Here is a 26,997-nt window from a genome sequence, read left to right on the forward strand (position 1 = left end):
GCTAGAGTCAGATTCGAATTTCCTGTCCTGCCCGCCCCATCAAGTCTAAACATACAAGCGAATTCATTCGCGAGAGGCCGGTACATCCGCCGCAAACGCGCGGATCGCACCACCGATTCGCGAATAAATTCGCTCCCACAGTTTATATCCGCGCCAAGCCTCAACGGCTGCGGCACAGTCAACAAGATCATGTCTCTTCTATATCCAGCAACAGATTTTCCAGCGCCGCGCGGTACTCGCCCGGCTCCTGCCACAACCCGCGCTGCTGCGCCTCGAGCATGCGCTCGGTCATGTCCCGCAAGGCATCGGGGTTGTGCTGCTGGATGAACGCTCGAGTCGAGGCGTCGAGCAGGTACGCATCGGCCAGCAACGCGTACTGGTGATCGTCGATCAGCTCGGTGGTTGCGTCGAAGGCGAACAGAAAATCCACCGTCGCGGCCATCTCAAACGCACCTTTATAGCCGTGACGCTTGACCCCTTCGATCCATTTCGGATTGGCCGCCCGCGAGCGCACCACCCGGTTCAGCTCTTCCTTAAGGCTGCGGATTTTAGGCAGGTCCGGCTGGCTGTGATCGCCATGGTAGCTGGCGACCTTCTCGCCGCTCAGGCTTTCCACTGCCGCGAGCATGCCGCCCTGGAACTGGTAATAGTCGTTGGAATCGAGCAGGTCGTGCTCGCGATTGTCCTGATTCTGTACCACCGCCTGCACCTGGCTCAGACGTTTGGCGAAGTCATTGCGCGCGGGCGTGCCCTCATCGGCAGCGCCATAGGCGTAACCGCCCCAGTTCAGGTACACCTGGGCCAGGTCCTCGCGGGTCTGCCACAGGCGGCCATCGATGGCGTTCTGCACACCGGCGCCGTACGCCCCAGGTTTGGCACCAAAGATGCGCCAGCCAGCCTGCTTGGCCGCTTGTTCGGCGCTCAGGCCTTCGCGCTGCAGTTGCTCGCGCTCCTCACGCACACGGGCGGCCAGCGGGTTCATGTCATCGGGTTCATCCAGCGCCGCGACCGCTTGCACCGCCGCATCGAACAGACGAATCAGGTTGGCGAACGCATCGCGAAAGAACCCCGAGACCCGCAGCGTGACATCCACACGAGGCCGGTCCAACAGGCTCAAGGGCAGGATTTCGAAGTCGTCGACCCGCTGACTGCCCGTCGCCCACACCGGGCGCACACCCATCAAGGCCATAGCCTGAGCGATGTCATCGCCGCCGGTGCGCATCGTCGCCGTGCCCCACACTGACAAACCCAGCTGACGCAGGTAGTCGCCGTTGTCCTGCAAGTGCCTTTCCAGCAGCAGGTTGGCCGATTGAAAACCGATGCGCCACGCCGTCATGGTTGGCAGGTTACGCACATCCACCGAGAAGAAATTACGCCCCGTCGGCAACACGTCCAGCCGCCCGCGACTGGGCGCGCCACTGGGGCCGGCCGGGACGAAACAGCCGCTCAGGGCATCCAGCAGCCCCTGCATTTCGGCAGGGCCACAGCTGTCGAGCCGAGGCGCGACGACTTCTCTAATCGCATGGACGATGATGTTCAACTCATCGCTGTCAAACGAGCTGGCATCACGTGAATCATCCAGCGCCTGTTCGATCAAAAGCGCGGCATACAGCTCCAGGCGCTCGCGGGTATCGCCCACGGTGCGCCAGGGATCGGCACTGACCTCACGTAAAACCTCAGGTGTCGGGCCCGTCCACGGCTCGCCCAGATCGCAGTCCAAGGGGTCGAAGCCCAGCGTCAGCGCCTGACTCACCGCCCGCAACAAGCTCGCGTTGGCCCCACGGCCATCGCCTCGGGGCACGCGCAGAATCGCCAGCAAGGTGTCGATCCGCAGCCGCCCGCTTGGCGACTCGCCGAACACGTGCAGGCCGTCGCGAATCTGCGACTCCTTCAGATCACAGAGGTAGGTGTCCAGACGCGGCAGCCAGATCGCGACATCCGCGTCGCTGTCCAGGCCCTCGTCCAGCGCCAGTTCACGATCGATGTGGGTTTCGCGCACCAGCCTCAAGATGTCTTTCTGCAGCTCGCGGGCCCGACGCGGGTCGAGCAGTTGCGCTTCGTAGTATTCGTCGGCCAGCAGTTCCAGATTGCGCAACGGGCCGTAGGTCTCGGCGCGGGTCAGCGGCGGCATCAGGTGGTCGATGATCACCGCCTGCGTGCGACGCTTGGCCTGGGCGCCCTCGCCCGGATCGTTGACGATAAACGGGTAGATATTGGGCATCGGCCCCAGAATCGCGTCCGGCCAGCAGTGTTCGGACAGACCGACACCCTTGCCCGGCAGCCATTCCAGGTTGCCGTGCTTGCCCACATGAATCACCGCGTGGGCGCCATAGGCCTTGCGCAGCCAGAAGTAAAACGCCAGGTAGCCATGGGGCGGGATCAGGTCCGGGTCGTGGTAGACCGCGCTGTGATCGACGTTGTAGCCACGGGCCGGCTGAATGCCGACGAAGGTCAGGCCAAAACGCAGCCCTGCGACCATCATTCGGCCATTGCGGCACATCGGGTCGCTTTGTGGCGAGCCCCAGCGCTCGATCACGGCAGCGCGATTGGCCTCGGGCAGCGCGTTGAACGCCGCCATGTACTCGTCCATGGCCATGCTTTGATGGCAAGGCCGCTGATCGAGGCTGTCCGGGTCGTTGGTGACGCCACCGAGCAAGGCGTGAATCAGCGATGTGCCGTTGTCCGACAAGCCCTCAACGGGATAATCCTCGGCCTGCAGAGCCTTGAGGATGTTCAGCGCGGCGGCCGGCGTGTCGAGGCCCACGCCATTACCGATGCGCCCGTCGCGGGTCGGGTAGTTGGCCAGAATCAGCGCCACGCGCTTGTCGGCATTGGCGGTGCGCGCCAGCAACACCCAGCGTCGCGCCAGTTCGGCGACGAAGTCCATACGCTCGGGCTGGGCGCGGTAGCACACCACATCGGACTGACTGCGCTCGCTGTACCAGGCCAGGTCCTTGAAGCTGATGGGTCGGCTGATGATGCGCCCGTCCAGTTCCGGCAGCGCAATGTGCATCGCCAGATCGCGAGAACCCAGCCCCTGCTCGCTGGCCTGCCAGGCGGGTTCGTTGTCCTGGGCGCAGATCGCCTGGATCACCGGAACGTTTAGACGAAATGGTCGCAAATGCGGCGCTTCGGGGCTGGACTGGGCAAAACCGGTGGTATTGAGGATCACTTCGCAGCCGGTCTCGTCGAGCCAGTCTTGCACAGCGTCCAGGCACGCCGGTTCTTTCAGGCTGGCTACCGCGATAGGCAACGGGTTCAGCCCCTGCGCCAACAGTCGCTCGCAGAACACGTCGATAAAGCCGGTATTGGCCGCCTGCAAGTGCGAGCGGTAGAACAGCACGGCCGCCACCGGTTGCTCGGCGCGCCAGTCCGCCCGCCAGTCCGCCAGTTCGGCGCGGGCCTTGCGTGGGTGATAGATCGCCACGCGAGGCAGCGTCTGCGGCGGCTCCCAGGCGTAATCGCGATCCAGCCAACGCTGGGCCAGGCAATTGAACAGCTGCAAGGCGTTGTGTTTGCCGCCCTGGCGCAGGTAATGCCAGAGGCGCTCGCGATCCTCAGCGGGCTCGGTGCTCAGGTCGCTGAGTTCCGGGTCCGGGCGATCGTCGCCCGGCACCAGAATCAGCTTCACCCCGCCGCCCTTTCGAGCGGCCAGCTCCACCAGCCGCTCGACGCCATAACGCCAATAGCCAATGCCGCCGTGCAGGGAGATGAGAATCACCCTGGCGTGCTGCAGCACTTCGTCGACATACAGATCGACCGAAGCGTGGTTCTGCACCTGCATGGGGTTGGCCAGGCGCAGGCTGGGGTAATCGTCCGGCAGTTGCTGTGCGGTTTCAGCGAGCAACGCCAGATGGGAATCGCCGCTGCACAGAATCACCAGATCGGCGGGGGTCTGGCCCAGGTCAGCGATGCTGTCGTCGGGGACAAAGCCGCCGGGCTGGGTGCGCAGCAGGTGCATGCTTAGCCTTTGCTCTCGAGCGCGGCGCGCAGCTGGGCTTCAAGCACGGCGGCGTCCAGTGCCTGACCGATCAGTACCAGATGGGTGACGCGCTCCTCGCTGGCCTTCCAGGCACGGTCGAAATGCTTGTCGAAACGCGTGCCAACGCCCTGCACCAGCAGGCGCATTGGCTTGCCCGGAATCGCCGCGAACCCTTTGACCCGCAGGATGCCGTGCTGCACGACCGCCTGAGTCAGGGCGTCGAGCAACAGCGCTTCGTCGGCTTGAGGCAGGGAAATGGAGATTGAGTCGAAGGCATCGTGATCGTGGTCGTCGTGGTCATCGCCTTCGTGATGATCGTGGTGAGTCTTGCGGCCGTCGATGTGCAGCTCGGACTCAGCGCCCAGACCCAGCAGCACGCTGATCGGCAGCTGGCCCTTGCTGGCCTCGATCACTTTCACCGCGGGCGGCAGCTCCTCGGCGACTTCGGCACGCACGGCGGCCAGGGCTTGGGCGTCGAGCATGTCGGCTTTGTTGAGGATGACCAGGTCGGCGCTGGCCAGTTGGTCGGCGAACAGCTCGTGCAGCGGCGACTCGTGGTCCAGGTTCGGGTCGAGTTTGCGCTGGGCGTCGACCTGATCCGGGAAGGCGGCGAAGGTGCCGGCGATCACGGCCGGGCTGTCGACCACGGTGATCACCGCGTCAACGGTGCAGGCGTTGCGGATTTCCGGCCACTGGAACGCCTGAACCAGCGGTTTGGGTAGCGCCAGGCCTGAGGTTTCGATGAGGATGTGGTCCAGATCGCCGCGACGGGCGACCAGCTCCTGCATCACCGGGAAGAATTCTTCCTGAACGGTGCAGCACAGGCAGCCGTTGGCTAGTTCGTAGACGCGGCCGGTGGCTTCTTCTTCGGTGCAACCGATGGTGCATTGCTTGAGGATGTCGCCGTCGATGCCCAGTTCGCCGAATTCGTTGACGATCACCGCAATACGGCGCCCTTCGGCGTTATCGAGCATGTGACGCAGCAAGGTGGTTTTGCCCGAGCCGAGGAAGCCGGTGACGATGGTAACGGGAAGTTTGGCCAGTGTTTTCATGGTTGCCCTCAGGCGCTGCGGCGGGCAAACAGGACGAGAACCGCTTGACCGTCGCTCCGACAGGCCCGCCGTTCGATTCGCCACCGGATCACCCCGCCCGGTTGTAGTGAGAATTCGTCGAGACTGTTGCAAAACAGGCCCGTGTTCGAGGCAGGTCTCCTGGCTCACGGTGGCGATGGGCTGGCGGAGTGCCAGATCACACGCGTTCATCGCGCCTTCCCGCTCGCGCAGTGGCTGTGCAATGAACATGACCGTTTACAGTTGCGGGGGCAGCTGTGGCTTGCACCACATTCCCTTCTTAGCGCCAAGCCCGACAAACGGCCGGATCGGCGAACCTCAAGTGCGCAAGGCTACGCAGTGGCTGGTGGAAGGTCAACGAGCAAGAAGGCTGGCAACTCGGTCTATCAGGTCGTGGCACGTTTAAGCAAATGTGGGAGCTAGCATGCTGACCAATAGGCCCTTAGGGCATCAAAGTCAGCATTCCAAGCCAATAAACCATGGTCTGAAAGATCGCCTTGTCCGACTTGTGTTTGACTGACGCTTTGCGCCGTGATCTCCTACACACCTTGTTACGGGTGCCCTTCACAGGGTGAAACGGGAAACCGGTGCGTGCAGCCCTTTTGGCTGTGCAAGTCCGGCGCTGCCCCCGCAACGGTAAGCGAGCGAAGAGTCAGATCCACTGTGTCGATCAGCGATATGGGAAGGCGATTCTTGCAGGCATGTCCAATGCCCCTCGCAAGCCCGGAGACCGGCCCGATACAGTCACATAACAAACCCGCGGTGGGCGGGCGCTGTTGAGTCGGCTACTGACGTCTGTCAGTGGCTTTCCTTGCGCCTTCCCTTCGCTGACATTTCAGAGGGAAGCGCCATGTCGATCAGCACCACGACCCCATCCGCCAGCAGCACCCGCACGCAAAGCCAACGCCTGACCGCCGCCATCAGTGCGATGTTCCTTGGCGCTTGCCTGGTCTATTTCGCCGGTTTCTCGCACATCGCCGCCGTGCACAACGCCGCCCACGACACCCGTCACAGCTCCGCCTTCCCTTGCCACTGAGACCTGCCGCCATGTTCAAGCGAATCGCACAAACGGCCGGTTTTACCGGACTGCTCGCCGCGCTGCTGCTGACGCTTTTCCAGAGCTTCTGGGTCGCGCCGCTGATCCTGCAGGCCGAGACGTATGAAAAAGCCCCCGTCGCCGAGGTCCACGAGCACTCGCATGCCGACGGCGCCATGGCCGCCCACGTTCACGACGAAGAAGCCTGGGAGCCGGAAGACGGCTGGCAACGCGTGCTGTCCACCACGGGTGGCAATCTGGTGGTCGCGGTCGGTTTTGCCCTGATGCTGGCTGCGCTCTACACGCTGCGCACACCTGCCAGCATTCGTGAAGGCGCACTGTGGGGTCTGGCCGGTTTTGCGGTGTTCGTGCTGGCGCCCACCCTGGGCCTGCCGCCTGAACTGCCGGGCACGGCTGCGGCCGATCTGACGCAGCGGCAGATCTGGTGGGTCAGCACGGCGGCCTCCACTGCGGTGGGCCTGGCACTCATAGTGTTCGCTCACAACTGGCTGCTCAAAGCACTGGGCGCGGCAATTCTGGTAGTGCCGCATGTCGTCGGCGCACCGCAGCCGGAAGTCCACTCGGCACTGGCCCCAGAAGCCCTGGAAGCGCAATTCAAGATCGCTTCGCTGCTGACCAACGCAGCGTTCTGGCTCGCCATGGGCCTGATCAGCGCCTGGTTGTTCCGTCGTCACGACGCGCAACTGGCCTCCTCCGAGCTCAGCCACGCCTGATGAACAACCGCGGCGGGCGGCCGATTCTGGTGATCGGCCTGGGATGCCAGCGCGGCTGCCCGGCATCGGTGCTGCAAGGGCTGATCGAAGTCAGCCTGCTGGAACATCGACTGACGCTGTCCGACATTACCGCTCTGGCCTCGATCGACATCAAATCGACCGAAGCCGGATTGCTGGAACTGGCCGAACACCTGGCCCTGCCCTTGAGGTTTTTCAGCAGCGATGAGCTGACGGTATTCGAATCGCAACTGAGCCATCGCTCGCAGATCGCCTTCGACAGCACCGGATGTTATGGCGTGGCCGAAAGCACGGCGTTGGCCATGGCCTCGCGGCTGGGCGGGGCGTCTGCGAAGTTGCTGATCGAGCGACGCAATAGTTCGCGGGCTACGTTTGCGTTAGCCAGCAGCCCATGATGCAAATTCCGCTGAAATCCCTGTGGGAGCGCATTCATTCGCGAAGCGGTCATCCAGACACTGCCCGTGCAGCATCTGGACTATTTGTCGCGAATGAATTCGCTCCCACAGGGCATCCCCCGTTCTTGACGTCGGAGTTTCAATGACCGTTTACTTCATCGGCGCAGGCCCCGGCGATCCGGACCTGATTACGGTCAAGGGCCAGCGCCTGATTCGCACCTGTCCGGTGATCATCTACGCCGGCTCCTTGGTGCCAGAGGCCGTCCTGCAAGGTCATCAAGCCGTTCAAATCACCAACAGCGCCGAATTGCACCTGGAACAGATCATCGCCTTGATGAAATCTGCTCATGCACAAGGCCGGGATGTTGCGCGCGTGCACTCGGGCGACCCGAGTCTGTACGGCGCCATCGGCGAGCAGATCCGATACCTGCGCGAGCTGGGCATTCCTTTCGAAATCATCCCCGGCGTGACGGCGACAGCGGCGTGTGCTGCGTTGCTGGGCACGGAACTGACCCTCCCGGACATTTCACAAAGCGTGATCCTGACCCGTTACGGCGATAAAACGGCGATGCCCGAGGGTGAATCGCTGGGGGAGCTGGCGCGGCATCGGGCGACGATGGCGATTCATCTGGGGGTCAATAACATTGCCAGGATCGTGGCGGAACTGACGCCACATTATGGTCCGGACTGCCCGATTGCGGTGGTGCATCGCGCGAGCTGGCCGGATCAGGATTGGGTGATGGGAACGCTGGCGGATATCGAAGAGAAGGTCAGGGTTAAGGGGTTTCAGCGCACGGCGTTGATTTTGGTGGGGAGGGTTTTGGGCAACGATGTGTTTGGGGAGTCGTCACTATACCGCGCAGGCCACGCTCATCTTTTTAGACCGTGAGCCTGCCGGGAGCGGGAGCTGAAGGTGGTTTCCTATCACAGTCGGATGTGACGAAGGCTGCCCCAATGACCCAAACGCCGAAAACAAAGAAGCCCGCATCACTGCGGGCTTCTTGGCAATACCTGTCACTCAATAGTAAGCATTCTCTTTCTGAGTGTGGTCCGTCACATCACGCACACCGGACAACTCAGGAATACGCTCAAGCAACGTACGCTCGATCCCTTCCTTGAGCGTCACGTCCGCCTGACCACACCCTTGGCAACCACCGCCAAACTGCAGCACGGCGATATTCGCCTCATCTTCCTCAACCACGTCAATCAGCGTAACCTGCCCGCCGTGGCTGGCCAGACCAGGGTTGATCTCGGTTTGCAGGTAGTAATTGATACGCTCGTTGATCGGGCTGTCGGCATTGACCATCGGCACTTTGGCGTTCGGCGCCTTGATGGTCAGCTGGCCACCCATGCGGTCAGTCGCGTAGTCCACGACCGCGTCATCCAGAAACGCCTCGCTGAACGCATCGATCCAGGCCGTGAAGCTCTTGAGGCCGATCGCTTTGTCTTCCGGCTTTTCTTCGCCGGGCTTGCAGTAGGCGATGCAGGTTTCAGCGTATTGGGTGCCAGGCTGGGTAATAAACACGCGGATGCCGATGCCGGGGGTGTTCTGCTTTTGCAGCAGATCGGCCAGGTAATCGTGGGCGGCATCGGTAATAGTAATAGCGGTCATGAAAATTCCTCGCAGACGTGGGGCGGAGTTTACGCCATTGCGTGGCAACTGACAAAGCCCTAGTAATTTGCTCAGGTAATAGACCCGATAGAAGGCCTCAGGACAGCGCCGCCTGCTCCTTGACCGCCCTTCTGCCATCCAGCCAGCCCTTCATGCGGCGATACAGACCCTTCTCGATCCATTCGTAGCTCAGCCATGCGCCCAGAGCGATGACCGGCACGCAAACGGCAAACGCCACGTACGGGTTCAGGCCATAACGCTCGGTCGCCAGCCAGCCGCCGTACAACACCAGTACGTGCAGCAGGTACACCGAATAGGAACAGTCACCCATGGTTTTCAGCAAACGGCTGCCGCGCAGGTGGGGTTCAAGGGAGATACAGGCCACGACGATCACCGCGCTGGGCAGGCCCCAATTGACGATACGCAGGTCCGGCGGCAGTTGTTTGATGGTCAGCAAAGCCCCCCCAATCGCCAGCAACGGCAACCACAAGCGCTCGGTAATCCAGCCGCGGCGGTAGATGACACCAATACCGATACCGAGCAGGAACTCATAGACGATGTCATTGGCGTAAAAGCGGCTGATCAGGCCCGAACGCCCCAGCACATCGGTCACCGCGAACAGCGCGGCGGCGATGATCAACGGGCGCAGGCGCTGCTGGAACAGGAAGACCATCGAGAACAACACGTAGAACAGCATCTCGTAATTCAGGGTCCAGCCGACGTTCAGGGTCGGGTACAGGCCATAGCCGCCGGGGTTTTCCGAAGGAATGAAGAGCAATGAGAGGATGAAACTCTGCCAGTCCACCACCTGATGCGGCAGTAACGGATGGGCGACCACCACCAACAGGCCCATGACCAAGGTGTACAGCCAGTAAGCGGGAACGATGCGAATGATGCGATTAAGCATGAAGCGGCTGGCGGGAATTTCTTTGTCGACCGTGGACAGGTAGATGACCAGACCGCTGATGACGAAGAAGATGTCGACGCCCACGGCGCCTTTTTCTGTGAAAAAACGGCCGATCGGGCCGCTGGGATGAAAGTCGAAAAAAATCTGCATGAAGTGGTGACACACAACGACCCACGCGGCGAGCGCCCGCAGGGCTTGAACCGAAATCAACATCTGCAACCTCTTGCTTACTCTGGTTTGACCCACGATCCAGGACCTCGACAAGGCCACGCTTCAAGGGGCGACTCACTGGGTCCGACTTCAGGGTTTGCAAAAAGGTTCGGCGCGACTGACGGGCTGCATAATGGCTGCAGGCCATGTTTTATAAGGGTTTTCGGGTTTTGTTCAGCGTGAATGGGGGTGACGCGGGCCTCACCGCAGACGCAAAAAAATTGTAGGAGCGCGCTTGCCCGCGATTGCGTTCCGCCGGGCAGTATTGTCGTCACAGACACACCGCCATCGCGGGCAAGCGCGCTCCTACAGGTCGTGCGGCCCGCTGTTACAGGTTCTCATACCGATTCATATCCAGCACCCCCGCCTCCTGCGGCTCGGTCTCCTGAATGTAGCGGTCCAGATCGTGGAAGTACGTCCAGAACAGCGGATGGCTGCGACGCACACCCCAACGCTCGACGATCTTCTCGAAGGCTTCCTTGTGATCGTGGGCCTTCTCCATGGCATCGACGAACGCGCTCACCTCATTGGCCGGGATGTTGAAGATGAAGTTCGGGTAGCTGGTCAGCACGCCCGGATAGATCGTCAGGTTGTCCAGCCCCGGCTGATAGCGGTACACCTCGCCCAGCAGGAAGGCCACATTACTGTGGGCACGGTTGCGCAGCATGCTGTAGACGATGCGCTTGCCGCTGCCGTCCTGAATGCGCAGCATCGTCGCTTCCGGCAACTGATCGATGACGCGCAGCCCCGCCGCCGGGCGTGCCACCAGACGGCTCAGGGACTGCTCGACATCGCTGAACACCGGGCCGATCCCCGGCCGCGAACAGTACGCCCCCGAGCAGCGGTTGATCGGGTCCGGCGCGGCGTTGAGGGTGCCGGCGCGCTCGATCAGCTTGCGCTCGAAGTCGCGTTTGGGGTCTTTCTCGTCCAGTTTCATGCCGGTGGGCGTGTCGTCGTCGATGGCCTCATAGTCCATCCACATCTTCACTTTGCCGCTGTTCTGGTACCAGCTGCCGAGGATGTCGTCGCGCTTGTCGGCGGGCATCAGGCGCAGGAAGTTGACCTCGGCGCCGTTGCGGATCAGGTCGAAATACAGGCGCGTCTGCACTTGATGAGAGACGTTGCCGTACACATCGAAATTCACCACCAACTGGTAATACGTGCGCTCCAGCAGCGGATAGTCGAACAGCCAGACGGTGGTCGGCAAATCACCGATCAGGCCTTTGTTGACGGTGGCGCTGTCGAAGTGGCGGAAGATGGTCAGCAAGGCGTTGTCGTTGCCTGCCCACAGTGTCGCCCAACCCGGCGGCGGCATGTGGGCGTAGGCGTCGCTGCGCAGGTCTTCATAGGCGTTGCGCTTGTTGCGGTAATCCAGCCACAGGCTCAGCACGCTGCCCACGTCGTCGTTCTGCCCTGGCATCGCCAACAGCGGCGTGGCCTTGGCGCGGTACGCCGCATCGGTGATATAGCGGTCGTGGGCCGGTTCCTGAAACAGCGCCCAGAAGTGATCGCGGATCACATCGGTGGCGATCTCGCCGCGGCACACCGGGCCGCGGATGAAGGTGCGAACGAAGTATTCAGCGTTATCGAGCATGAACTGGTAACGCGCCACCGCCGGGATTTCCTTGAACGTATCGAACGGGTTGGCGCGACGCTGCGGGCCATAGCCCGGCAGTTCGGTGGCGTGCCAGTCGCCGCTGTAGAACAGCTGCTTGACCCGCGCCAGCTTCTGCGGGCCCATCGGGTAGGTGATGTGGGTCTTGTGCACAATCACGCCCTGTACCGGCATCAGGCGGTAATAAAAGGTGGTGCCGGGGTCGTCGTCAGGGCGGCGGGTGGCGATCAAGTCCACCGGCTGGCCGCTCGGCGTGCGCGAACGCACCCACTGGAAGAAATGCCCCGGCTCGCCACCGCTGAAATACACGTGAGCGAGAAACAGATGCTCGTACAGCCAGCGAGCGACCAGCGCTTCGGTCGAGCCCGGGCGGTTGAACAGGGTTTCCCAGTCGGTGATTTGCGCCGCTTCGCTCGCGCTCGGTTGCAGCGGGGTTTGCTCGACCGGCGCGCCGGCGGCCAGCCAGCTTTGCAGGGTTTTGTATTGCACGTCGGTGAGGCCGGTGACTGCCAGCGGCATGCCTTGACGGGGATGCGACGCGGCGTAGCCGTCGAATTCCTGCGGCAGCGGGCACATGTTCTCGCGATTGAGCCCCAGCATGATGTCGTCGGGCAGCTTGGCGTTGGGCACCAGCGGCGTGCTGTGGCCAAACTCCAGCATTTTGGCCATCAGCGCCGCCTGATTGCTCTGGCCGTCGAGCACTGAATAAAAGCCCTTCTTGCGCCAGGCGTCCGGGCCTTCGGCGTCGTAGAAAATCCGCGTCGGCGCGATCGCCTGGCTGCGTTCGCCCTGATACACCGGGACTTTCGACGCCCCGCGCAACACCCCTTCGCCACTGCCCAGGTTCAACTGGCAGGCTGCATCGTTGCAGGCATGGCAGGCCACGCACTTCTCGGTGAATATCGGCTGGATGTCCCGGCTGTAGGAAATGGCGGGCGATGACGGAGGTGATTGCGCGAGCGCTGCACCGCAAAACAACAGGGCCAAAACATTGGCGAACAAGCGATGCAACATGGAACGGGCGTCCTAAAAATAAAAAACCCGCCAATTCTACTCGGGCAGCGCGGGCATCAACGTGAGCAAAATTCATGTAAATTCCCGAACGGTTTAAAACGGCACAGGTTTGCTATTATTTCGCACTTTTGAGCGTCACCATTTTTCCGTTTTCTTCATCCGGGTAGGCCAATGTCAGATCGCAACGCGCGTCTTAAAGCACTTCATCACGCTCTCAAGGAACGCATCCTGATTCTTGATGGCGGCATGGGCACCATGATCCAGAGCTATCGGCTGGAGGAAGAAGACTACCGCGGCAAGCGCTTTGCCAACTGGCCAAGCGACGTCAAAGGCAACAACGACCTGCTCGTGCTGACACGCCCGGACGTCATCGGCGCGATCGAGAAGGAATACCTGGACGCTGGCGCCGACATCCTCGAAACCAACACGTTCAACGCCACCCAAGTGTCCCAGGCCGACTACGGCATGGAAGCACTGGTGTATGAGCTGAACGTCGAAGGTGCGCGTCTGGCGCGCAAGGTGGCCGATGCCAAGACCCTGGAGACTCCGGACAAGCCGCGCTTCGTCGCCGGCGTGCTCGGCCCGACCAGCCGCACCTGCTCGCTGTCGCCCGACGTCAACAACCCCGGCTACCGCAACGTCACGTTCGATGAACTGGTCGAGAACTACACCGAGGCCACCAAAGGCCTGATCGAAGGCGGCGCGGACCTGATCCTCATCGAAACCATCTTCGACACCCTGAACGCCAAGGCGGCGATCTTTGCCGTGCAGGGCGTGTTCGACGAGATCGGCTTCGAACTGCCCATCATGATTTCCGGCACCATCACCGATGCCTCCGGCCGCACGTTGTCGGGCCAGACCACCGAAGCGTTCTGGAACTCGGTGCGTCACGCCAAGCCGATTTCCGTGGGCCTGAACTGCGCCTTGGGCGCCAGCGACCTGCGCCCGTACCTGGAGGAGCTGTCGAACAAGGCCGACACCCAAGTCTCCGCGCACCCCAACGCTGGCCTGCCCAACGAGTTCGGCGAATACGACGAAAGCCCGGCCGAGATGGCGGCGGTGGTCGAAGAGTTTGCCCAGAGCGGCTTCCTCAACATCGTCGGCGGCTGCTGCGGCACGACTCCGGCGCACATCAAGGCGATTGCCAACGCGGTGTCCAAGTACGCGCCGCGGACCATTCCGGACATCCCGAAAGCCTGTCGCCTGTCGGGTCTGGAGCCGTTCACCATCGATCGCGACTCGCTGTTCGTCAACGTCGGCGAGCGCACCAACATCACCGGTTCCGCCCGCTTCGCCCGCCTGATCCGTGAAGACAACTACACCGAAGCGCTGGAGGTCGCCCTGCAACAGGTCGAAGCCGGCGCCCAGGTGATCGACATCAACATGGACGAAGGCATGCTGGATTCGAAGAAGGCCATGGTGACCTTCCTCAACCTGATTGCAGGCGAGCCGGACATCTCTCGCGTGCCGATCATGATCGACTCCTCGAAATGGGAAGTGATCGAAGCGGGCCTCAAGTGCATTCAGGGCAAAGGCATCGTCAACTCGATCAGCATGAAAGAAGGCGTGGAGCAGTTCATCCATCACGCCAAACTGTGCAAGCGCTATGGCGCTGCGGTGGTGGTGATGGCGTTCGACGAAGCCGGTCAGGCCGACACCGAGGCGCGCAAGAAGGAGATCTGCAAACGCTCCTACGACATTCTGGTCAACGAAGTGGGCTTCCCGCCGGAAGACATCATCTTCGACCCGAACATCTTCGCCATCGCCACCGGTATCGAAGAGCACAACAACTATGCGGTCGACTTCATCAACGCCTGCGCCTACATCCGCGACGAGCTGCCGTACGCGCTGACCTCCGGTGGCGTGTCGAACGTGTCGTTTTCGTTTCGTGGCAACAACCCGGTGCGCGAAGCGATCCACTCGGTGTTCCTGCTGCACGCGATCCGCGCCGGTCTGACCATGGGCATCGTCAACGCCGGTCAGCTGGAGATCTACGACGAGATCCCGCTCAAGCTGCGCGAAGCCGTGGAAGACGTGGTGCTGAACCGCAGTGAGGAAGGCACCGAGGTGCTGCTGGCCATCGCGGACGAGTTCAAGGGCGACGGCTCGGTCAAGGAAGCGGAAACCGAAGAATGGCGCGGCTGGGAAGTCAACGAGCGCCTCAAGCACGCGCTGGTCAAAGGCATCACCACTCACATCGTCGAAGACACCGAGCTATCGCGCCAGTCGTTCGCGCGCCCGATCGAGGTGATCGAAGGCCCGCTGATGGCGGGCATGAACGTGGTCGGCGACCTGTTCGGCTCGGGCAAGATGTTCCTGCCGCAGGTGGTCAAATCCGCCCGCGTGATGAAGCAGGCGGTGGCGCACCTGATTCCGTTCATCGAAGCGGAAAAAGGCGACAAGCCGGAAGCCAAGGGCAAGATCCTCATGGCCACGGTGAAAGGCGACGTGCACGACATCGGCAAGAACATCGTCGGTGTGGTGCTGGGCTGTAACGGCTACGACATCGTCGACCTGGGCGTGATGGTGCCTGCGGAGAAGATCCTGCAGGTGGCCAGGGATGAGAAGTGCGACATCATCGGCCTGTCCGGCCTGATCACTCCGTCCCTGGACGAGATGGTCCACGTGGCCCGCGAAATGCAGCGCCAGAACTTCAGCCTGCCGCTGATGATTGGCGGCGCGACCACCTCTAAAGCCCACACTGCGGTGAAGATCGAGCCCAAATACAGCAACGACGCGGTGATCTACGTAACCGACGCCTCCCGCGCGGTGGGCGTGGCGACGCAGTTGCTGTCCAAGGAGCTCAAGGCCGGTTTCATCGAGAAGACCCGTGCCGAATACGTCGAAGTGCGCGAACGCACCTCGGCCCGTAGCGCCCGTACCGAGCGTCTGAGCTACAGCGCAGCCATCGCCAAGAAGCCGCAGTTCGACTGGACGGCCTACCAGCCGCACAAACCGACCTTTACCGGTGTCAAGGTGCTGGAAGACATCGACCTGAACGTGCTGGTCGACTACATCGACTGGACGCCGTTCTTCATCTCCTGGGACCTGGCCGGCAAATACCCGCGCATCCTCGAAGACGAAGTGGTGGGCGAAGCGGCGACCGCGCTGTTCAAGGACGCACAGGAACTGCTGCGCAAGCTGATCGACGAGAAGCTGATCCGCAGCCGCGCCGTGTTTGGCTTTTGGCCGGCCAATCAGGTAGATCACGACGACATCCAGCTGCTTGACGATAACGGCCAGCCGCTGGCCAAACTGCATCACCTGCGCCAGCAGATCATCAAGACCGACGGCAAGCCGAATTTCTCCCTGGCCGACTTCGTTGCGCCAAAAGACAGCGGCGTGACCGACTACGTGGGCGGTTTCATCACCACGGCCGGCATCGGCGCCGAGGAAGTCTCCAAGGCCTATCAGGACAAGGGCGACGACTACAACGCGATCATGGTCAAGGCGCTGGCCGACCGTCTCGCCGAGGCCTGTGCCGAGTGGCTGCACCAGCAGGTGCGTAAAGAGTACTGGGGTTACGCGGTTGATGAGCAACTCGATAATGAGGACCTCATTAAGGAGAAATACGCAGGCATCCGCCCTGCCCCCGGCTACCCGGCCTGCCCGGATCACACCGAGAAAGGCGTGCTGTTCGACCTGCTCGACCCGACCCAGGGCGACGGCAAGCCGGGCATCAGCGGCGTGTTCCTCACCGAGCACTACGCGATGTTCCCGGCAGCGGCGGTCAGCGGCTGGTATTTCGCTCACCCGCAGGCGCAGTACTTTGCGGTGGGCAAGGTCGACAAGGATCAGGTGGAAAGCTACAACGCCCGCAAAGGCCAGGAAATGCGCGTCACCGAGCGCTGGCTGGCGCCTAACCTGGGGTATGACGAGTAAGTTAAGCGATCAAGGCCGTACACATGCCTTAGGTCTGTGTACGGTCCCCATTGTGGAAGCGAATTCGTCGCGATAGGCCAGTACATCCACCACCTCTCCATCGCCCAGACCCTCCTCGCGAATAAATTCGCTCCCACAGGGATCGTGTCGAACCGAATGTTCCTGGCGGAGGTATGCCACCGCCCGCAAGCCAGCTGGCAACAGACCCGCAGATGAAACCCTGTGGGACCTTCTGGAGCTCTGCGACAGTGGCGAATGCGGTTTGTTTGACACACCGTTTTCGCTGCCGTCGTCACCTCCGGCGTCTCCCACAAGGATTGAGTCGACCCCCCTGCTCCCGACCGATTTGCGTCTATGCTTTCGCCAGCCCCTCACAGGCGCTGGAGCGAACATGGACAGCCCATCCAACGACCCGCCGAAACTCCCCGACGATCCCAAACCACCCACCTTCTGGCAGATGCTGCACAGCGTCATGGCGGCGGCCTTCGGCGTGCAGAGCCACAAGAATCGGGCGCGGGATTTCAGCCACGGCAAGCCTCTGCATTTCGTGATCATCGGCATCGCGTTTACCGCACTCTTCGCCCTGGCGTTGCTGGGCATCGTGCAACTGGTGCTGCATTTTGCAGTGCCCTGATGCCTGGGCAGGTCAGTTGGAAGCACCCACCCGCACGAACGGATAAGCCACGCCTTGCGGGCTGTGACCGCCGACAAACTCGCGCACGTCGATACCGTAGTCATCCCGATTGTTCGCCTGCATGAACAGCACACTGTCGCGGCGTTCGCGGATATGCATCGCCCGTACGCGCCAGGTGCCGATGGGCTGACGGGTCTGGCTGTCGGCGTGATCGTAGTCATTGAGCAGCACCAGCGCCCAGCCGCCGAGGGTAAAGTGCCCGCCCACCAGCACATTCAGATTGCCTTCGAGCAACGACTGCAATGCAGCGGTGGAATCATTGATCGTGCCCAGCAGTACGTCCTTGCCCGGCTGCTTGCCGGTTTCCCGGATAGCGTCCATCACGCCAAAGGCCATCAGGTCGCTGGCCGCCCAGATCAGGCTCACATCGGGGTAGCGCTTGAGCAGCACCTGGGCCTGCTCGTTGGCGCGATCACGTCGCCAGCCGCCGAGCACGATCTGGCGCAGACGAACGTTCGGGTGTTCAGCCAACGCACGATACAGCCCCTGCTCGCGCTGCAGGGAAACCGGCGTGCTGTTGGTTCCCGAGAAGGCGAGCATTTCGACGGGCTGACCGGCAGACGCTGGCGGGTGCAGCTCGATCAGTCGCCTGGCGATCAGGTAACCGCCCTCCTCATCGTTCGCCACGATGCTGCCGAGGAAGTCCGGATAACGGCTGCGCAAATCGCCCAGAATGCTCAGCTGATCGGTCGTGAAGGTGTTGTTGACGGCCAGCAGCTTGACGCCGCTGCCCAGGGACAGGCGCAGGATCTCCGGAGCGACGTTCAGTTCGTTGGAGAACACCAGGTAATCGGGCCGCTGCTTGCCCTGCAGCGCCTGACGGGCAAAGCTCAACAGCGTGCGGGTATCACGGTCGGTGTAGTGAATCGTCAGATCCATGCCCAGGCGATCGGCCGCCGCCTGCATGAAGCGCGAATAGCTGTTCCAGTAGGGGTCCGGAGCAGAGCCGGGATTGAGAAACACCACCGAGGCTGCCCACGCACTTCCCACCCACAGCCAGGCCACCACACCGATGAGGCAGCCACTGAAAAACCTGATCATGGACACCGAGCCTCAACACCGAGAACGTGCAACCCACCTGCACAGGCCTGCTTATACCTCATCGGCAGCTGTGGGGTAAGTTGTACCCGGCGTTGAAGAGCAGTGTCACGTTACTGGTGACTGACCCAGAAAACGGCAGCCCCCACGACAAGAATGATGATGAAAAGGATCGCCCAGGCGTCCACATGGCTGTCGGACTTGGCAGTTTTAGGGTGGTGGTTACTCATTGCATCGCCTCTTGTAGATTTTGTCGGTGATTGCACATGAAGCGGACCGAAGACGGTTGACCTCGGCCATGCGCAGAGTAAAGTCGAGCTTTATCCTTATCACAAGTATGGGTATGAGCAACCGACCAAGCGCTTAGCACGTTCAGTTCTTTGCTTATATTCAAACATCACTTTTGCGCATATCCCCAAACTGGTAACCTCCCCCCGGCCTCGTTGAGGCTGCGCGACCGTGCGCGCAGATTTGTTGGGACATCCTGAATGCAGGCGGCACCGCATCGCCTCTCAGATCGTCCAAGCAGCAGTGAACCGCCTGAGAACAGGACCACCATGTACGTATACGACGAGTACGATCAGCGGATCGTCGAGGACCGCGTCAAGCAGTTCCGCGACCAGACCCGCCGCTATCTGGCCGGCGAGCTCAGCGAAGAAGAGTTCCGCCCGCTTCGCCTGCAAAACGGCCTTTATATCCAGCGCTTCGCGCCGATGCTGCGCGTGGCTGTACCTTACGGCCAGCTGACTTCGCGCCAGACTCGCATGCTGGCGAAAATCGCCCGCGACTACGACAAGGGCTACGCGCACATCAGCACCCGCCAGAACGTGCAGTTCAACTGGCCGGCGCTGGAAGACATCCCCGACATCCTGGCTGAACTGGCCACCGTGCAGATGCACGCGATCCAGACCAGCGGCAACTGCCTGCGCAACGTCACCACGGACCAGTTCGCCGGCGTTGCAGCCGACGAGCTGGTTGACCCGCGCCCATGGTGCGAGATCGTGCGTCAGTGGACGACATTCCACCCGGAATTCGCCTACCTGCCACGCAAATTCAAGATCGCAATCAACGGCTCCACCTCCGACCGCGCCGCCATCGAAGTGCACGACATCGGCCTTGAGCCGGTCAAGAACGCTGCCGGTGAGCTGGGCTTCCGCGTATTGGTGGGCGGCGGTCTGGGGCGTACCCCGGTGGTCGGCGCGTTCATCAACGAGTTCCTGCCATGGCAGGACCTGTTGAGCTACCTGGACGCCATCCTGCGGGTGTACAACCGCTATGGCCGTCGCGACAACAAGTACAAGGCCCGGATCAAGATCCTGGTCAAGGCACTGACCCCTGAGGTCTTCGCCGAAAAGGTCGAGGCGGAAATGGCCCACCTGCGCGGCGGCCAGACCACCCTGACCGAAGCCGAAGTGCATCGCGTCGCCAAACACTTCGTCGACCCCGAGTACAAGGTGCTGCCAGACTTCAGCGCCGAACTGGCTCAGCTGGACGCCGAAAACCCGGGCTTTGCCCGCTGGCGCACCCGCAACGTGCTGGCCCATAAAAAGCCCGGCTACGTGGCCGTGACCCTGTCGCTCAAGCCGACTGGCGTGGCGCCGGGCGACGTCACCGACAAGCAACTGGACGGCATTGCCGACCTGGCCGACCGCTACAGCTTCGGCCAGTTGCGCACCTCCCACGAGCAGAACGTGATTCTGGCCGACGTCGAGCAGAGCAAACTGTTCACCCTGTGGGGCGAGCTGCGCGAGCAAGGTTTCGCGACACCGAACATCGGTTTGCTGACCGACATCATCTGCTGCCCTGGCGGTGATTTCTGCTCGCTGGCCAACGCCAAGTCGATCCCGATCGCCGAATCCATCCAGCGCCGTTTCGACGACCTGGACTACCTGTTCGACATCGGTGAACTGGACCTGAACATCTCCGGCTGCATGAACGCCTGCGGCCACCACCACGTCGGCCATATCGGCATTCTGGGCGTGGACAAGAAAGGCGAGGAGTTCTATCAGGTTTCCCTGGGCGGGAGCGCCAGCCGGGATGCAAGCCTGGGCAAGATCCTTGGCCCGTCGTTCGCACAGGACGCCATGCCGGATGTGATCGAGAAGCTGATCAACGTCTACGTCGAAAAACGCAACGAAGACGAGCGCTTCATCGACACGTACCAGCGTATCGGCATCGACCCTTTCAAGGAGCGCGTCTATGCAGCGAATCATTAAGAACAACGAAGTCATCGACGAAACCTGGCACCTGTTGCCCAAGGACACGACCTTCGACAGCCTGTCCAACTGCGACGACCTGATCGTGCCGCTGGCCCTGTGGCGCGACCACGGTCACGCGCTCAAGGCCCGCGATGGCGGTCTGGGTGTGTGGCTGGACAGCGATGAAGAAGCCGAGGAAATCGGTGATGACGCCAACCAGTTTCAGGTCATTGCCCTGAACTTCCCGGCGTTCACCGATGGCCGCAGCTACTCCAACGCACGTCTGCTGCGTGATCGTTACGGCTTCAAGGGCGAGCTGCGCGCCATCGGCGACGTACTGCGCGACCAGTTGTTCTACCTGCGCCGCTGCGGCTTCGACGCCTTCGCCATTCGCCCGGACAAAGACCCGTACGAAGCACTGGAGAGCCTAAAGGACTTCTCCGTGACGTACCAGGCGGCTACCGACGAGCCACTGCCGCTGTTCCGTCGTCGTTGATTCGACGCTGAACAACGTGCAACAAAAAGCCCCGGTTTCGCGAGAAGCCGGGGCTTTTTGTTTGGGGCTGACGCAGCCTATCTGGAGGCATGTAATGAATCTGTGGGAGCAAATTCATTCGCGATGCGAGGGTACATCCGACAGAGACGTGTCGGTCATAACGACCTCTCGCGAATGAATTCGCTCCCACAGGGTTAAACGCCCCCCCCGAAATTTCCTTACCAGAACCGCTGCTGAATCAACCGGCTCCACCAGCCGGTAACCAGGCGATCCACGGAACCGCTGGCCGCCAGCCCAACGCGCTCCTGCAGGCTCTTGCGCTCGGCGTAATGCAGGTGGAAGACCTCTGCAGTCTTGGCTTTGTCCGCCAGGTATTCATCACTGGTCTTGAGCTCATCGACCAGCAGTTTGTCCTTCGCGGCCATGCCCAGCCACACTTCACCGGTGGCCACTTCATCGATCTGCAACTGCGGGCGGTAGCTGGCGACGAAGTTCTTGAACAGCTCGTGGGTGATGTCCAGGTCCTGCTGGAACTTCTCGCGGCCCTTCTCGGTGTTTTCGCCAAACACGGTCAGGGTGCGTTTGTATTCGCCCGCGGTGAGCACTTCAAAGTCGATGTCGTGCTTTTTCAGCAGACGATTGACGTTGGGCAGTTGCGCGACCACGCCAATAGAGCCCAGCACGGCAAACGGCGCACTGATGATGCGGTTGCCGATACAGGCCATCATGTAGCCGCCACTGGCCGCCACCTTATCGATGCAGATGGTCAGTGGAATGCCTGCCTGACGGATTCGCGCCAGTTGCGAGGAGGCCAGGCCATAGCTGTGAACCATGCCGCCGCCGCTTTCCAGACGCAGCACCACTTCGTCCTTTTCAGTGGCCAAGGTCAGCAGCGCGGTGATCTCGTGACGCATGCTCTCGGTGGCCGAGGCTTTGATGTCGCCGTCGAAATCCAGCACGTAAACGCGGGGTTTGACCTCGGTCTGCTTTTTGTCCTTTTTCAGTGCCTTGGCCTGGGACTTGCGCAGCGCCTTGAGCCGGGCCTTATCCAGCAGCGAGCCTTCCAGCCGATCACGCAGGCCCTTGTAGAAATCATTGAGTTTGGTCACGTGCAACTGACCACCGCCACTGCGGCGCCCGCGGCCACGCATCGAGGCGATGACCACCAGCACCACGATGATCGCAATCACCACCGTGACGGTTTTTGCCAGAAAGCTGGCGTAATCGAAAATAAACTCCACAAAGACTCCTTACCAACATGTCAGATCCGGGACAGGATCGGCGAATGGCCTCAGCATACCGGCGTGCCCCGCGCCGGGCCAGCCGGACGACCGTCAAAGATGGTGACAATTGAACAATTCAAACAAGCGTATGTTTTTTCATTGACAGACCCTGCACCGCCCTCATAACCTCCCAACACTTTCAACGTACCGGGACGACACGGACGTGGGCAGCATCTACCTCATCCGACATGGCCAGGCCTCCTTTGGTGCAGACGATTATGACGTCCTGTCCCCGACCGGCTATCGCCAGGCCGAAGTCCTCGGCGCGCACTTGGCGCAGCTGGGCCTGACGTTCGATCGTTGCCTGTCGGGCAGCCTGTTTCGTCAACGCCACACCGCCGAAACGGCGCTGGCGCAACTGAACGCTGCAGGCCTTGCCACTCCTGCCCTGGAAACCGACCCTTCGTTCAACGAATTCGATGCCGAAGCCGTCATCCGCGCCCTGCTCCCGGCCCTGTTACCGGACGAGCCCGAGGCGCTGGAAGTCATGCGCAACGCCGCGCACAATCGCGCCGAGTTTCAGCGCCTGTTCGCGCTGATCATCGGCCGCTGGCTGGGCGGCGAGCACGACACTCCGGCGCTGCAAAGCTGGTTGGCGTTCGTCGAACAAGTGCAATCGGGGCTGAACCGCATTCTCGACAGCGCAGGCCCAAGCGATCGCATCGCCGTGTTCACCTCCGGCGGCACCATCACCGCCCTGCTCCACCTGATCACTCAGATGCCGGCGACCCAGGCGTTCGAACTCAACTGGCAAATCGTCAACACCTCGCTCAACCAGCTTAAATTCCGTGGACGCGAGGTGTCCCTGGCTTCCTTCAACAGTCACGCGCACCTGCAACTGATGAAGGCGCCGGAGCTCATCACTTACCGCTGAGCCCGGCCAATCGCACCCGCAAGGTGCCTGCAATCACTCATATAAAGGATGACACCATGACCTCCGTAGCCGATGCCGTACAAGCGATGAAAGCCAAGTTCAACCCCGAAGCCGCTGCGGGCCTGGACCTGGTGTTCGGTTTCCGTATCGACGACACCAAGAACTTTTCGCTGATCGTCAAGGACAAGACCTGCGAGTTGCAGGAAGGCGAGAACCCTGACGCGCAAGTCACTCTGGTGATGGACGGCGAAACCCTGGAAGGCATCGTCAGCGGCGAAACCGACGGCATGCAGGCCTTCATGGCCGGCAAGCTGCGCGCCGAAGGCGACATGATGCTGGCGATGAAACTGAGCGAGCTGTTCCCTTCGTAATTGCGAAGTGAACCCGAAAAACCGAAGCTTGCGGGCTTCGGTTTTTTTTGCTCCATGGTTTCCGAGCGTGGCTGATCAAGGCGACTGATCGACCTGTAACACGCTCGCCAATAAGGCGCGGCATAGCTTGTTCGCAGGACCGGGGGCGCATTAGATTAGTCAATGATCCTGACCCTTGAAAATAAACAGCAGGGATAAGCATGGCGCTAACCGACCAGTCCACCCAGGTTCGATCCGGCGAAGAACTCGACGCCGCGCTGATCGACCCTTACCTCAAGGCGCACATTGCGGGGCTGAGCGGCTCCGCGCAGATCAGCCAGTTTCCCGGTGGCGCATCCAACCTCACCTACCTGCTCAAATACCCCGAGCAGGAATTCGTGCTGCGCCGTCCGCCGTTCGGCCACAAGGCCAAGAGCGCCCACGACATGGGCCGGGAATTTCGCATTCTCAATCAGCTCAAGGACGCCTTCCCTTACTGCCCCAAGGCCTACGTGCATTGCACCGATGAGTCAGTGATCGGCGCCGAGTTTTATGTCATGGAGCGGGTCAAGGGCATCATCCTGCGCTCCGAACTCCCCGCCGAGCTGAACTTCGACGCCGCGCAAACCGAAGCCCTGTGCAAGAGCTTCATCGACAAGCTGGTAGACCTGCATCAGGTCGACTACACCGCCTGCGGGCTTGGCGATCTGGGCAAGCCCCAGGGCTACGTCGAGCGGCAGATCCACGGCTGGACCGCGCGTTACGAAAAAGCCCTGACCCCGGATGCGCCGCGCTGGGAAAAGGTCGCGCGCTGGCTCGACGACAAGAAGCCCGCCGATCACCCGACATCCAGTCTGGTGCACAACGACTACCGCTTCGACAACGTGATTCTGGACCCGAACAACCCGATGCAGATCATCGGCGTGCTGGATTGGGAACTGACCACCCTGGGCGATCCGCTGATGGACCTGGGCAACAGCCTGGCGTACTGGATTCAGGCCGATGACCCTGCGCCCGTGCAGCTGATGCGCCGCCAGCCGAGCCACGCGCCGGGGATGCTGACCCGAGAGCAGTTCGTGGCGTACTACGCCGAACGTTCCGGGATTCGCATCGACAATTTCGACTTTTACTACACCTACGGTCTGTTCCGTCTGGCAGGCATCGTCCAGCAGATCTATTACCGGTTTTTCCACGGCCAGACCCAGGACAAACGCTTTGCCCAGTTCATTCACATGAACAAGCTGCTCGAACACATGGCCTTGCAGGTCATCGGCCGTTCCAGCCTGTAACCGCTCCCGACTCCGATTGCGACACGATAAGGAAGGCAACATGTCCAAGACCCAACTGTTCGACCTCGACGGCAAGATCGCCTTTGTTTCCGGCGCCAGCCGCGGCATCGGCGAGGCCATCGCCCGGCTGCTGGCCCAGCAAGGCGCCCACGTCATCGTATCCAGCCGCAAGCTCGAAGGCTGCCAGCACGTGGCCGACGCAATCATCGCCGACGGCGGCAAAGCCACTGCCATCGCCTGTCACATCGGCGAGATGGAGCAGATCAGCGGGGTCTTTGCGCGCATTCGTGAAGAATTCGGCCGCCTCGACATTCTGGTCAACAACGCGGCCACCAACCCGCAGTTCTGCAACGTGCTGGACACCGACCTGGGCGCCTTCCAAAAGACCGTCGACGTGAACATTCGCGGTTACTTCTTCATGTCTGTTGAGGCCGGCAAGCTGATGCGCGAGCACGGCGGCGGCAGCATCATCAACGTGGCGTCGATCAATGGCGTTTCCCCGGGGGTGTTCCAGGGCATCTATTCGGTGACCAAGGCGGCAGTGATCAACATGACCAAGGTCTTCGCCAAGGAATGCGCCCAGTTCGGCATCCGCTGCAACGCCCTGCTGCCGGGCCTGACCGACACCAAGTTCGCCTCGGCGCTGGTGAGCAATGAAGCGATTCTGAAAACCGCACTGGCGCAGATCCCCCTCAAGCGTGTGGCCGCGCCGAGCGAAATGGCTGGCACCGTGCTGTACCTGGCCAGCGATGCATCGAGCTACACCACGGGTGTGGCGTTGAATGTGGATGGCGGGTTTCTGTCCTGAGGACCTGAGTCACGTTCGTTGGGTGATTCCCTGTGAGAGCGAATTCATTCGCGAGGCATTCATACAATCGGCACCTGTGTGCCGGTTGTGCCTACGTCTCGCGAATGAATTCGCTCCCACAGATCTTTCACCCGCGGTAAAGGTGAGGCGAATCTGAGGTCTATTTGATGGAATAAAGATTCCATCCAGCGCCATCCCCGAATACATTTTCCGCACAACAACAATCCTCCAAGGACGCTTGTCATGCGCGAAACATCTCTTCGGGATCTGGGTATCGGCCTGATCGGCACAGGCTTCATGGGTCGGGCACACGCCCTGGCCTTTCACAACGCCCGCACGACTTTCGACCTTGCGGTCAACCTCAAGCTCGTCGCACTGGCCGACGCCGATGCCGCCCGCGCTGAACAATGCGCACGCTCCTGGGGCTTCGATCGCAGCCACGCCCACTGGCAACAGCTGATCAACGACCCGACGGTGAATCTAGTGGCCATCACCACGCCCAATCACCTGCACTTCCCCATGGCCATGGCGGCGCTGGAAGCGGGCAAGGCGGTGTACTGCGAGAAACCGCTGGCAGTGAGCCTGGAGCAGGCCCGCGAGATGCACAGCGCGGCGCGCAAGGCCGGGGTCGTGACCCGCGTCGGCTACAACTACCAGCACAACCCGATCCTGGGCCTGGCGCGGCAGATGATTGAAAGCGGCGAGCTGGGACAGATCGTCAGCTTTCAGGGTGAATTCAGCGAAGACTTCATGGGCGACCCGCAGCAGCCGTGGTCCTGGCGTTGCGAACAGGCTCACGCCGGTGGTGCGCTGGCGGACTTGGGCAGTCACCTGCTGGCCATGGCCCGTTACCTGTTGGGCGATATCGAGGCGGTGTGCGCCGACTCGCACACCGTGCACGCTCAGCGCCCTGCGTCCCAAGGCAGTCAGGACCAGCGCCAGATCGCCATCGACGACCAGACCTACGCGCTGCTGCGCTTCGCCAATGGCGCGCGCGGCACCTTTGGCACCAGCTGGCTCAAGCATGGCTACAAGAATCACCTGAGTTTCGAGATCAGTGGCACTCAAGGCACGTTGTCGTTTGACCAAGAGCGTCTGAATGAGCTGCGCCTGTACCGAGCTGGAGAGCCGGGTCGTGACGGGTTTCAGCGGATTCTCGCAGGGCCTGCTCAAGCCGGTTACGCCGCGTTCTGCCCGGCGCCGGGGCATCAATTGGGCTACAACGAGCTCAAGACCCTGGAAGTGCATGCATTGATTCAGGCGTTGACCGGCCAGGGCAATGAAGGGCCGGATTTTGCCGAGGCGCTGGAGGTGGAGCGATTGGCAACGGCGATTCGCGTGGCGGCCAGGGAGATGCGTTGGGTGAAGGTTTCGGATATTTAATACGCCCGATGTACCGAACCAAACGCATACCCAACCTGTGGGAGATTCTATGTTTGGGGGGCAACCCCCAAACGTCTGGCAGGGTCGTAATCCTGCTTTTTCTTCAGCA

Annotated in this window: 20 protein-coding genes and 2 riboswitches; of the genes, 13 read left to right on the plus strand and 7 right to left on the minus strand. The window is 61.5% G+C overall.

Features of this window, described 5'->3' with window-relative positions; translation table 11 throughout:
* Positions 1 to 187 precede the first annotated feature (187 nt).
* On the minus strand, positions 188 to 3,961 hold the full coding sequence (cobN, locus tag AC07V9_RS28940; RefSeq protein ID WP_495019041.1) for a cobaltochelatase subunit CobN: 3,774 nt from the start codon (positions 3,959 to 3,961) through the stop codon (positions 188 to 190).
* Between the two features lie 2 nt (positions 3,962 to 3,963).
* Positions 3,964 to 5,034, minus strand: a complete 1,071-nt coding sequence (cobW, locus tag AC07V9_RS28945) for a cobalamin biosynthesis protein CobW (protein WP_495019042.1) — start codon at positions 5,032 to 5,034, stop codon at positions 3,964 to 3,966.
* A gap of 132 nt (positions 5,035 to 5,166) precedes the next feature.
* Positions 5,167 to 5,388, minus strand: a riboswitch (cobalamin riboswitch).
* A 202-nt stretch (positions 5,389 to 5,590) separates the two neighbouring features.
* Positions 5,591 to 5,805: riboswitch (cobalamin riboswitch) on the plus strand.
* A 97-nt stretch (positions 5,806 to 5,902) separates the two neighbouring features.
* Between cobW and AC07V9_RS28950 the strand changes: the two genes are divergently transcribed.
* The 4 genes from AC07V9_RS28950 to cobM all read left to right on the plus strand — a co-directional run bounded on the left by AC07V9_RS28950 (position 5,903) and on the right by cobM (position 8,124).
* Positions 5,903 to 6,088: a CbtB domain-containing protein gene (locus tag AC07V9_RS28950; RefSeq protein ID WP_495019043.1), complete on the plus strand. Its 186-nt coding sequence runs from the start codon at positions 5,903 to 5,905 to the stop codon at positions 6,086 to 6,088.
* Between the two features lie 11 nt (positions 6,089 to 6,099).
* Positions 6,100 to 6,822: a CbtA family protein gene (locus tag AC07V9_RS28955; RefSeq protein WP_495019044.1), complete on the plus strand. Its 723-nt coding sequence runs from the start codon at positions 6,100 to 6,102 to the stop codon at positions 6,820 to 6,822.
* Positions 6,822 to 7,235 (plus strand): cobalamin biosynthesis protein, encoded by a 414-nt coding sequence (locus tag AC07V9_RS28960; RefSeq protein WP_495019045.1) that lies wholly within the window; start codon positions 6,822 to 6,824, stop codon positions 7,233 to 7,235. The genes AC07V9_RS28955 and AC07V9_RS28960 overlap by 1 nt, the downstream gene beginning before the upstream one ends.
* 142 nt (positions 7,236 to 7,377) lie before the next feature.
* Positions 7,378 to 8,124, plus strand: a complete 747-nt coding sequence (cobM, locus tag AC07V9_RS28965; protein WP_495019046.1) for a precorrin-4 C(11)-methyltransferase — start codon at positions 7,378 to 7,380, stop codon at positions 8,122 to 8,124.
* A 129-nt stretch (positions 8,125 to 8,253) separates the two neighbouring features.
* Here cobM and nfuA read toward each other — a convergent pair whose 3' ends face one another.
* From nfuA to AC07V9_RS28980, 3 genes are all read right to left on the minus strand, one after another.
* Positions 8,254 to 8,847 carry a Fe-S biogenesis protein NfuA gene (nfuA, locus tag AC07V9_RS28970; RefSeq protein ID WP_495019047.1) on the minus strand — a complete coding sequence of 198 codons (594 nt, stop codon included), beginning with the start codon at positions 8,845 to 8,847 and terminating at the stop codon, positions 8,254 to 8,256.
* Between the two features lie 97 nt (positions 8,848 to 8,944).
* Positions 8,945 to 9,967, minus strand: a complete 1,023-nt coding sequence (locus AC07V9_RS28975) for an acyltransferase family protein (RefSeq protein ID WP_495019048.1) — start codon at positions 9,965 to 9,967, stop codon at positions 8,945 to 8,947.
* Positions 9,968 to 10,292: 325 nt separating this feature from the next.
* A complete protein-coding gene (locus AC07V9_RS28980; protein ID WP_495019049.1) occupies positions 10,293 to 12,593 on the minus strand; it encodes a fatty acid cis/trans isomerase in 2,301 nt (766 codons plus the stop codon).
* Between the two features lie 171 nt (positions 12,594 to 12,764).
* Here AC07V9_RS28980 and metH point away from each other — a divergent pair, with 171 nt between their 5' ends.
* Both metH and AC07V9_RS28990 read left to right on the plus strand, forming a co-directional pair.
* Entirely contained in the window at positions 12,765 to 16,475 is a 3,711-nt protein-coding gene (gene metH, locus AC07V9_RS28985; protein WP_495019050.1) for a methionine synthase, read from the plus strand.
* Positions 16,476 to 16,866: 391 nt separating this feature from the next.
* The gene (locus tag AC07V9_RS28990) at positions 16,867 to 17,109 is read left to right on the plus strand and encodes a DUF2970 domain-containing protein (RefSeq protein WP_495019051.1); all 243 of its coding nucleotides are present in this window, start codon (positions 16,867 to 16,869) and stop codon (positions 17,107 to 17,109) included.
* A 12-nt stretch (positions 17,110 to 17,121) separates the two neighbouring features.
* Here AC07V9_RS28990 and AC07V9_RS28995 read toward each other — a convergent pair whose 3' ends face one another.
* A complete protein-coding gene (locus AC07V9_RS28995) occupies positions 17,122 to 18,210 on the minus strand; it encodes an ABC transporter substrate-binding protein (RefSeq protein WP_495019052.1) in 1,089 nt (362 codons plus the stop codon).
* A gap of 554 nt (positions 18,211 to 18,764) precedes the next feature.
* On the opposite strand from AC07V9_RS28995, the gene AC07V9_RS29000 reads away from it, so the two are divergent.
* Together AC07V9_RS29000 and AC07V9_RS29005 are read left to right on the plus strand one after the other, a co-directional pair.
* Positions 18,765 to 20,423: a nitrite/sulfite reductase gene (locus AC07V9_RS29000; protein ID WP_495019053.1), complete on the plus strand. Its 1,659-nt coding sequence runs from the start codon at positions 18,765 to 18,767 to the stop codon at positions 20,421 to 20,423.
* The gene (locus AC07V9_RS29005) at positions 20,407 to 20,901 is read left to right on the plus strand and encodes a DUF934 domain-containing protein (RefSeq protein WP_495019054.1); all 495 of its coding nucleotides are present in this window, start codon (positions 20,407 to 20,409) and stop codon (positions 20,899 to 20,901) included. The genes AC07V9_RS29000 and AC07V9_RS29005 overlap by 17 nt, the downstream gene beginning before the upstream one ends.
* Positions 20,902 to 21,119: 218 nt before the next feature.
* Here AC07V9_RS29005 and sohB read toward each other — a convergent pair whose 3' ends face one another.
* Positions 21,120 to 22,142, minus strand: a complete 1,023-nt coding sequence (sohB, locus tag AC07V9_RS29010) for a protease SohB (protein ID WP_495019055.1) — start codon at positions 22,140 to 22,142, stop codon at positions 21,120 to 21,122.
* Between the two features lie 205 nt (positions 22,143 to 22,347).
* On the opposite strand from sohB, the gene AC07V9_RS29015 reads away from it, so the two are divergent.
* From AC07V9_RS29015 to AC07V9_RS29035, 5 genes are all read left to right on the plus strand, one after another.
* On the plus strand, positions 22,348 to 23,058 hold the full coding sequence (locus AC07V9_RS29015; protein ID WP_495019056.1) for a histidine phosphatase family protein: 711 nt from the start codon (positions 22,348 to 22,350) through the stop codon (positions 23,056 to 23,058).
* A gap of 56 nt (positions 23,059 to 23,114) precedes the next feature.
* Positions 23,115 to 23,429 carry an SCP2 sterol-binding domain-containing protein gene (locus AC07V9_RS29020; protein ID WP_495019057.1) on the plus strand — a complete coding sequence of 105 codons (315 nt, stop codon included), beginning with the start codon at positions 23,115 to 23,117 and terminating at the stop codon, positions 23,427 to 23,429.
* A 200-nt stretch (positions 23,430 to 23,629) separates the two neighbouring features.
* A complete protein-coding gene (locus AC07V9_RS29025) occupies positions 23,630 to 24,697 on the plus strand; it encodes a phosphotransferase family protein (protein WP_495019058.1) in 1,068 nt (355 codons plus the stop codon).
* A 40-nt stretch (positions 24,698 to 24,737) separates the two neighbouring features.
* Positions 24,738 to 25,505: an SDR family oxidoreductase gene (locus tag AC07V9_RS29030; protein ID WP_495019059.1), complete on the plus strand. Its 768-nt coding sequence runs from the start codon at positions 24,738 to 24,740 to the stop codon at positions 25,503 to 25,505.
* Between the two features lie 243 nt (positions 25,506 to 25,748).
* The gene (locus AC07V9_RS29035; RefSeq protein WP_495019060.1) at positions 25,749 to 26,888 is read left to right on the plus strand and encodes a Gfo/Idh/MocA family protein; all 1,140 of its coding nucleotides are present in this window, start codon (positions 25,749 to 25,751) and stop codon (positions 26,886 to 26,888) included.
* The last annotated feature ends 109 nt before the right edge of the window (positions 26,889 to 26,997 follow it).

Source organism: Pseudomonas sp. GW821-FHT02A11 (assembly GCF_059421985.1).

Coding starts and splice junctions, on each gene's coding strand:
- AC07V9_RS29035 (WP_495019060.1), top strand. CDS start 25,749: ATGCGCGAAACATCTCTTCGGGATCTGGGTATCGGCCTGATCGGCACA.
- AC07V9_RS29025 (WP_495019058.1), top strand. CDS start 23,630: ATGGCGCTAACCGACCAGTCCACCCAGGTTCGATCCGGCGAAGAACTC.
- AC07V9_RS28955 (WP_495019044.1), top strand. CDS start 6,100: ATGTTCAAGCGAATCGCACAAACGGCCGGTTTTACCGGACTGCTCGCC.
- AC07V9_RS28975 (WP_495019048.1), bottom strand. CDS start 9,967: ATGTTGATTTCGGTTCAAGCCCTGCGGGCGCTCGCCGCGTGGGTCGTT.
- AC07V9_RS29000 (WP_495019053.1), top strand. CDS start 18,765: ATGTACGTATACGACGAGTACGATCAGCGGATCGTCGAGGACCGCGTC.
- AC07V9_RS28980 (WP_495019049.1), bottom strand. CDS start 12,593: ATGTTGCATCGCTTGTTCGCCAATGTTTTGGCCCTGTTGTTTTGCGGT.
- AC07V9_RS28990 (WP_495019051.1), top strand. CDS start 16,867: ATGGACAGCCCATCCAACGACCCGCCGAAACTCCCCGACGATCCCAAA.
- cobN (WP_495019041.1), bottom strand. CDS start 3,961: ATGCACCTGCTGCGCACCCAGCCCGGCGGCTTTGTCCCCGACGACAGC.
- metH (WP_495019050.1), top strand. CDS start 12,765: ATGTCAGATCGCAACGCGCGTCTTAAAGCACTTCATCACGCTCTCAAG.
- cobW (WP_495019042.1), bottom strand. CDS start 5,034: ATGAAAACACTGGCCAAACTTCCCGTTACCATCGTCACCGGCTTCCTC.
- AC07V9_RS29005 (WP_495019054.1), top strand. CDS start 20,407: ATGCAGCGAATCATTAAGAACAACGAAGTCATCGACGAAACCTGGCAC.
- AC07V9_RS28995 (WP_495019052.1), bottom strand. CDS start 18,210: ATGATCAGGTTTTTCAGTGGCTGCCTCATCGGTGTGGTGGCCTGGCTG.
- AC07V9_RS28960 (WP_495019045.1), top strand. CDS start 6,822: ATGAACAACCGCGGCGGGCGGCCGATTCTGGTGATCGGCCTGGGATGC.
- cobM (WP_495019046.1), top strand. CDS start 7,378: ATGACCGTTTACTTCATCGGCGCAGGCCCCGGCGATCCGGACCTGATT.
- nfuA (WP_495019047.1), bottom strand. CDS start 8,847: ATGACCGCTATTACTATTACCGATGCCGCCCACGATTACCTGGCCGAT.
- AC07V9_RS28950 (WP_495019043.1), top strand. CDS start 5,903: ATGTCGATCAGCACCACGACCCCATCCGCCAGCAGCACCCGCACGCAA.
- AC07V9_RS29020 (WP_495019057.1), top strand. CDS start 23,115: ATGACCTCCGTAGCCGATGCCGTACAAGCGATGAAAGCCAAGTTCAAC.
- AC07V9_RS29030 (WP_495019059.1), top strand. CDS start 24,738: ATGTCCAAGACCCAACTGTTCGACCTCGACGGCAAGATCGCCTTTGTT.